Genomic DNA, 6,549 nt, shown 5'->3' on the forward strand with positions numbered 1-6,549 from the left:
AGCTGATCCTCTTCAATGGGCTTTGCTTTTCCTCACCCCCGCCTCGATGCTCATCTGGTTCGACAACCGGCGATCGGCTTCGCTCACTCGTCCGGTGGATATGTGGGAGAAGGAGGGGGCGTCTCTTCCAGCCTCGGTCCGAGCCAGTCAATCTGCCGGAGCCGGGCATCGGGACCGTCCAAGTGTCCGTGCCGATTCATCTGCACAATGCGGCTTCGCATTACGTCCACAAGAACTTCCAGCTCCCGGGCTACCCGCCCGTAAATCTCCGGAGGTGGATAATTGCTCGTAAATAACGTCGGCCGAGCGGTGGTAAAACGAGTATTGATAATCCGAAACATCTTCTCCAGTGTAAAGTCACTCGGCCGCTCCTGGGCAAACTCATCGATGGCGAGCACCGGCACCCGGCAATACGCCTCCACGATGGGTTCCACATCCTGCCCAGACGCAATGCGGCTGCGGAGGCGGTCAAAAATCATGTCCGCCCGGACAAAGAGCGTCGGGACCCGCCTTTCCTCCAGGCGATTGACGATCGCCAGGAGAAGATGTGTTTTCCCCACCCCCGGCGGCCCAAAGATGTACAGGCCCTTCATCGGCACCCCGGGTTCCGCCGTCTCGGCAAACTCCACCGCCGCTTTGTACAAGTCCGGGAACCGGCGCTTTTGCTCCTCGGGAAAATTCTCGAAGGTAAAGCGGCCGTCCGCCTCAGTCTTGCCCGAGAACGCCTCCAGCTCTTTTAAGCGGCGTCTTTCCAACCACTCTTGATACGGACGGCAATACCCGGTTCGAACGGTAATCTCGCCCTGGTAAACTTCCAGTTGGTCGAACATGCCCCGGGCGTCTCCCTGCTTGCCACACTGTTCGTAACCCCGACACTTGCCGCAGATCTCCTGCTGTTGCAAGTAGGCAAACAATAAGCCACTGCCCCGAATCACCGCCCGGGGCTTTAGTCCGAGTTCGCGGAGTTGGGGAATTCGCTCATAAAAGAAAGAAGGGTCGGTCTTTGCCCCCGGGCGCCGTAACGCCGCCAGACTGGCCAGCGATCCGATGGACTCCATATGGCCGTCCCTCCCCTAACATTCACCGAGTCAACGGCTGAAGAGACGCCGATGCGTCGATATCGATCACCTGCGCCCCTCGCAAATCGGGTCGCAAAACCATCGAATGGGCCGCCAGCCCTGCCCCCGCCCAGGCCTGAGTCATGGCGGGACCCACTGGCTCTTCGTCTCCAGCCCGGCAGAAGGCAATCAAGGAAGGCCCGGAACCGCTCAATGCCACGCCCAAAGCTCCGGCTTTCCGACCCGCATCCGCGGCGGCATCCATGCCGGGGATGAGAGACATTCGGTAAGGTTCGTGTAGCACATCATCCATGGCCGCCCCAGCCGTTTCTAGATCCCCCGTGGCAAGGGCCCCGACCAACAGACCCACCCGGTTCACGTTGTGGACGGCATCGGAAAAGGGCACCGAGGTCGGAAGCACTTTCCGGGAATCTTTCGTGGCCAGGGGTACTTCAGGCACGACGACAACGCAAACGAGATCTTGGGGTACCGGTAATTTGACGTACCGCGTTTTTTCCCCGGTCTTCCCGGACACGACGATCCCGCCGAAAAGCGCGGCGGCGACGTTGTCAGGATGCCCTTCCATGGCCACCGCCAACTCTAGCAGATCATCCGCGGACAGCGGCCGCCCGCACAGTTCGTTGGCCGCCGCCAACCCACCCACAATAGCCGTGGCACTGCTGCCCAGCCCCCGGGTCACCGGGACCGCATTGTGAGCCCGCAACTTCAATCCTGGTCTTCGTCTGCCGAGTTGATCAAACACGTACTGCACCGCTTTATAGATCACGTTTTCAGAAGTCGCCGGAATCATGTCCGCGCCGGCGCCGGTAACTTCAAATTGCAATCCCTGATCCATAATCTCGAGTTCGATCTCATTATAAAGCTGCAACGCCATGCCCAAACTGTCGAATCCCGGGCCGAGATTCGCCGTGGTGGCCGGCACTCGAACCTTTACCGCCACGAGGGGTCCCCCATTTCTCTCCAAAATCTCATCCCCAAGCTCACGACCGAAGCGCTTCCGAACCCATCATCGCATCGGCCACCGCTTCTTCGGTGGCCTCCACCACCTGCGGGCCCTCTGCCCGTCCAGGGGCGTGCAGCAACGCTGTATCCGGATCCTTGAGCCCGTTGCCGGTCAAGACGCAGACGGCCGTCATTCCCTTTTCCAGCCGGCCCTCGGCTCGGGCTTTGACCAGTCCCGCCACCGAGGCGGCGGAAGCGGGCTCACAGAAGATCCCTTCCCGGGCCACCCATCTGTAAGCCTCGAGAATCTCCTCATCCGTTACTGCGCCCATCATCCCGCCAGACTGCTCCACCGCCTCCACCGCCCCGTTCCAGCTCGCAGGATTCCCAATTCGTATGGCTGTGGCAATCGTTTCCGGGTGAGCAATCGCTTTGCCTTGTACGATGGCCGCCGCTCCTTCAGCCTCGAAACCAAACATACGCGGGCGATGCCGGGTACGCCGATGAAGGTGATACTCGACAAACCCTTTCCAATAAGCGGTAATGTTACCGGCATTACCCACTGGAATCGCAAGCACGTCCGGGGCTTCCCCCAGTTCGTCGCAAATCTCGAAGGCCGCCGTTTTCTGGCCCTCAATCCGAAAAGGGTTGACGGAGTTCACCAAAGTCACCGGGTGGGTCTCGGCTAGATGTCGAACGATCGCCAACGCCTGGTCAAAATTCCCCCGGACTGCGACGACCTGGGCTCCATACATATACGCCTGGGCCAGTTTTCCTTGCGCGATCTTTCCATCCGGGATTACCACCACCGCGCGCATTCCCGCCCGGGCCGCATAGGCGGCGGCTGACGCCGATGTATTCCCCGTGGAAGCGCAAATTAACACCTTGGCTCCGTCCTCTTTCGCCTTTGTCACCGCCATGGCCATCCCGCGGTCTTTAAACGAACCTGTGGGATTAAGGCCTTCGTACTTCAACCAAATCTCGAGGCCGGTGCGCTCGGACAGTTGTCGGGCATAGATGAGCGGTGTATTGCCTTCTTGTAGGCTGACCGGCTCCGTGTCCGGCCCCACGGGCAAGAACTCTCGGTACTCCTCCACGACACCCCGCCACATGGTGTGACCCTCCTCCTTCACTGACTGTAACCGACAATTTCCGCCCGGCGGACCCCGGTCATCCCGACCAAGGTCTTCACCAAGGCGTCGACGGGGTTGGTCATGTCGGAAACGTCCACCATCACCGTCACCAGAGCGGCTTGGTGCACCGGCATACCCTGATTGATAGTAAGAACGTTTCCCCCAGCCCGGGCAATGGCGTCCAATACGACAGAAAGGACCCCCGTGCGATGCTCAAGAATGAGCGACAGGGTCACCACATGCTCCCGCCCTTCTTCATCGTACAGATGCACCAGGTCACGGTACTTATAAAAGGCACTTCGGCTCAAGCCGACCTGGGAGACAGCATCGTGAACCCTCTCCACTTCCCCGCTGGCAAGCAAGGTCTTGACCTGAACCGTTTTGAGCATGGCTTCCGGGAGGATCTCTTCCGCCACCAGATAGTATCTTCGGCGATTCCCTTCACCCACGCCCGTCACCCCGCGATGTTTACTGTAGGTGGATTGCAATCCTCTACTGGTAGACAGTATAACATCGCGAGCTGAAGTTGACAATCGCCGATTACGGAGTGCAGCTTTTCAATCGCTGCCCCTGAGCAGCCCCCTGGCCAAAGAGCCTCTCTCTCCGCCGCAAAACACCGGGCCGGACCGTGGGCTGCACCGCTACGTGGCCCGAGATATAGATATCGTGCCAAAGCAAAAACATCAAAACCGTCCACAGCTTCCGGGCGTAGTCCCCTCGCCCGAGCCGATGATCTTCAAGCCTGGCAAGTAGCCATTCCCGATCAAAATACTGATCGACCGACTTATCGGATAGGCGCTCCCTGGCCCAATCGTACAGCTCGTCCCGCAACCAGCGCCGGGTCGGAACCGGAAAACCCAACTTTTTGCGTCTCGATACCGCTTCGGGCAGAATGTCCCGGACAGCCTCCCGCAACACGTACTTGGTGGTGCCCTCCAAAAGGCGAAGCGAGGTTGGAATGCGCCGAGCTACATCGAAAACCCGCACATCCAAGAAAGGCACCCGAAGCTCCAGGGAGTTGGCCATCGTCATCTTGTCGGCTTTCATCAGAATGTCACCGGGAAGCCAGGTATGAATGTCCACGAGCTGCATTTGGGTGACTTCATCCATGTCGGCAAATCGCTCGTACAACGGCTCAGTCACGACTTTCACGCCAGCGAATCCCCCATCGGGGGTCCACTTGACAAAGGCCCGCTTCTCATTGTCCGAAAAAATGTTGGCGTTCCCCACAAACCGGTCGGAGAGTAAGCGAGACCCCCGAAGGAGAAACCCCCGGCCCTTCATCCCCGAAGGCAATCCCCGGGCCCATTCTCCCAAGCCCCGGCGCACTCCGTCGGGCAAGAAATGAAACATTCGCAGGGACAGCGGTTCTCGATAAATGGTATATCCCCCGAATAATTCATCTGCCCCCTCCCCGGAAAGTACCACCGCAACGTCGGAAGAGGCCAACTCCGCTACAAAGTAGAGGGCGATCGCCGAGGGGTCTGCGACCGGCTCATCCTGGTAATAAGCCAAATCGGGAAGAACCTCCGCATACCGATCCGCCGAGATCACGACATCTCGGTGGTCAGTACCGAGAATCCTCGCCGTTTCCCGAGCATACTCGATTTCGCTCATCCCGCCGGCCCCTTCAAAGCCCACGGTAAAGGTTTTCACCTGCTCAAGTTCCTTCAACAAGGCGACGATGGTACTGGAGTCAACCCCACTGGAAAGAAAAGCGCCCCGGGGCACATCGCTGTTCATATGCGCTCGGACAGACTCCCGCAACACCTCCCGGACCTCGTCCACGAAAACGGGTAGCGGTCGATCTTCCGGTTCGAAAGTCGCCTCCCAATACCTTCCGAGCTTTGCTTCCCCATCCCGCCAAATCAGCCGGTGCGCCGGTGGCAACTTCTTAATGCCCTCAAACATCGTCTCTGGGTCGGGCACGTATTGGAACGTGAGATAGTTCCACAACGATTCCGGCTTCACCCGGGCCTCGATCCCGGGGGCCGCCAAGAGGCTTTTGATCTCCGAGGCAAAAACAAGTCCTTCGGGGGTCAGAGTATAGTACAGCGGTTTGATCCCAAAATGATCCCTGGCCAACAACAACGTGCGCCGGGGCTCATCCCAAATCGCAAAGGCAAACATGCCCCGGAGTCTGCCGACTAAATCTGGCCCTTCTTCTTCGTACAGATGCACCAAAACTTCAGTATCGGTGTCCGTGCGGAACCGGTGTCCCCGCTCCACGAGCTCGCGGCGAAGCCATTTGTAATTATAGATCTCCCCGTTAAACACCACCCAGATCGAGCCGTCCTCATTGGACATGGGTTGGTGTCCGCCAGCCACGTCGATGATGGAAAGACGGCGGAATCCGAACCCCACCCCCGACCCCAGGTAGAATCCTTCATCATCCGGTCCCCTGTGAATGATCCGTTCCGCCATCTGCCGAAGAGTCTCCATCTCGACATTTCCATCCCGGTTCGCGATTCCACAAATCCCGCACATGACCCCATCCTCACTTTCCCGCTTATCCCAATCGAACCGCACGCCCGCCCGCTTCGCCCAGGCCAAAGTGATTCACGATGGCTTCGGCGACAGCTTGTGCCGTTTGATCGCTGGTATCGATCGTCAAGTCCGCCCACTCGTACATCCCTCGACGTTCCTGGAGAAGCTCGTGCACCCGGGCAATCCGGGAATCCCCGCCAAGCAGCGGCCGGACCGCTGGGTCGCCGACCAACCGCGCAACCAACACGTCTTCCCGGGCGGAGAGATAGACCGTTTTCCCGCTTGCTTTCATGATCTCCACATTTCGCCCCCGAAGGACGATCCCTCCTCCGGTGGCGATGACCCACCCGCTGCGCCCGGATAGTTCCAACAAAGTCGCCTGCTCGAGATCGCGGAAAAACGATTCCCCTCCCTTTGCAAAAATCTCGGGGATATCCATACCTTCCTTGCGGACGATCTCGTCATCCGTATCTGCAAACGACCACCCGAGCCGTTCGGCCAACAGCCGCCCCACCGTGGTTTTTCCACTTCCCATGAAACCGATGAGATACAGGTTGGTCAAATCGTCCCCTCCCTCATTGCATCTATCCTACCACACCACACGATCCACTTTAAGGACCGGAGCCAAAATCCGTCCCCTCTTGCCAACTCCGAATTGCGAAACTCCCTGGATCCACCTCCACCCGCAAAGACCGCTGGACGACATCCCCAATACGACCCCGGGAAACCACCACGATCAACGGCCCGGGCTCCTCGGCGACTGCGACCTCCACCCGCCCCAAGTCCAAGGGCAACTGTTGCGTCCCCCTCCAGTCCGGGTGTTGACGCAATTGCTCCAGGGCCCATTCCCATCCCACCTCAGCCAATCGGTCCGCCTGATCGGCTCGCACCTGCCGCACAATCCGCTC

7 protein-coding genes are annotated in these 6,549 nt (G+C 59.2%); all 7 read right to left on the reverse strand.

Features of this window, described 5'->3' with window-relative positions; genetic code table 11:
- Positions 1–83 precede the first annotated feature (83 nt).
- Positions 84–1,058: an ATP-binding protein gene (locus tag K6T64_RS07825; protein ID WP_100667208.1), complete on the reverse strand. Its 975-nt coding sequence runs from the start codon at positions 1,056–1,058 to the stop codon at positions 84–86.
- A 22-nt stretch (positions 1,059–1,080) separates the two neighbouring features.
- Positions 1,081–2,019, reverse strand: coding sequence for a homoserine kinase (thrB, locus tag K6T64_RS07830; protein ID WP_100667207.1), 939 nt, complete (start codon positions 2,017–2,019; stop codon positions 1,081–1,083).
- Between the two features lie 40 nt (positions 2,020–2,059).
- Positions 2,060–3,133, reverse strand: coding sequence for a threonine synthase (gene thrC, locus K6T64_RS07835; RefSeq protein WP_100667206.1), 1,074 nt, complete (start codon positions 3,131–3,133; stop codon positions 2,060–2,062).
- Between the two features lie 17 nt (positions 3,134–3,150).
- Complete coding sequence (locus K6T64_RS07840) at positions 3,151–3,612, reverse strand: ACT domain-containing protein (protein WP_170086820.1); 462 nt, start codon at positions 3,610–3,612, stop codon at positions 3,151–3,153.
- Positions 3,613–3,694: 82 nt separating this feature from the next.
- Positions 3,695–5,641, reverse strand: a complete 1,947-nt coding sequence (gene asnB / locus K6T64_RS07845; protein ID WP_288009417.1) for an asparagine synthase (glutamine-hydrolyzing) — start codon at positions 5,639–5,641, stop codon at positions 3,695–3,697.
- Positions 5,642–5,663: 22 nt separating this feature from the next.
- Entirely contained in the window at positions 5,664–6,203 is a 540-nt protein-coding gene (locus K6T64_RS07850) for a shikimate kinase (protein WP_288009411.1), read from the reverse strand.
- Positions 6,204–6,252: 49 nt separating this feature from the next.
- Positions 6,253–6,549: hypothetical protein (locus tag K6T64_RS07855; RefSeq protein ID WP_288009413.1), on the reverse strand; the 297-nt coding region annotated here is incomplete at its 5' end.

This window comes from Kyrpidia sp. (assembly GCF_023512215.1).
GTDB lineage: Bacteria > Bacillota > Bacilli > Kyrpidiales > Kyrpidiaceae > Kyrpidia > Kyrpidia spormannii.

Coding starts and splice junctions, on each gene's coding strand:
- asnB (WP_288009417.1), bottom strand. CDS start 5,641: ATGTGCGGGATTTGTGGAATCGCGAACCGGGATGGAAATGTCGAGATG.
- K6T64_RS07825 (WP_100667208.1), bottom strand. CDS start 1,058: ATGGAGTCCATCGGATCGCTGGCCAGTCTGGCGGCGTTACGGCGCCCG.
- thrC (WP_100667206.1), bottom strand. CDS start 3,133: ATGTGGCGGGGTGTCGTGGAGGAGTACCGAGAGTTCTTGCCCGTGGGG.